The organism is Streptomyces sp. 13-12-16, assembly GCF_002114215.1.
GTDB lineage: Bacteria > Actinomycetota > Actinomycetes > Streptomycetales > Streptomycetaceae > Streptomyces.
Genome location: NZ_NCTE01000110.1, coordinates 5,859 through 6,498, shown reverse-complemented (window position 1 = coordinate 6,498; position 640 = coordinate 5,859). Strand labels below are relative to the sequence as shown.

At 76.6% G+C, this 640-nt stretch carries 1 protein-coding gene; it reads left to right on the top strand.

Features of this window, described 5'->3' with window-relative positions:
• Positions 1-456: ADP-ribosylglycohydrolase family protein (locus B7767_RS05300; protein WP_143652221.1), on the top strand; the 456-nt coding region annotated here is incomplete at its 5' end.
• Positions 457-640: the final 184 nt, after the last annotated feature.

Below are 640 nucleotides of genomic sequence, written 5' to 3'. Positions count from 1 at the left end.
CTGGACACGGCGGTGCAGCGGACGCTCGCGCTGCTGGCCGCACGGCCGGGGCACCAGCCGGTGTCGGACGCGCTCCAGCACGCGCTGGGCGCCGTGCGGCAGGGGATGCCCACCCCGCAGCGGGTCACGGAGCTGGTCGGGAACGCCACCGCCGAGGGGCTGCTGGCCGCCGCCGTGTACTGCGCGCTGGTGGGGGAGGACGTACGACAGGGGCTGTGCCTGGCCGTGAACCACGACGGGCCCAGCGCCGCCGCCGGGGCGCTGACCGGCGGGCTGCTCGGGGCGCTGCACGGCGAGACGGCCCTCCCGCCGGCCTGGCTGGCCGAGCTGGAGGGCCGTCCCACGATCCTGGAGCTCGCCGACGACTTCGCGATGGAGATGACCCAGGGCCCCGCACTGCACGGGCCGGCGGGGTCTTCGGTGGCGTGGCTGGCGCGGTATCCGCGGGGCGCCTGAGCCGAGGGTTTTCCGCCCCCGCCGCCCCTTCCCGTCCCGTCTTTCAGGGGCGCTGCCCCTTCGACCCCGAACGCGCGGGTGGACGGGGGTTTCTCGCGCAGTTCCCCGCGCCCCTTCAAGGGCGCGGGGAACTGCGCGAATGGGGGTCTGGGGGCGAAGCCCCCAGGGACGGGACGGGAAGGGG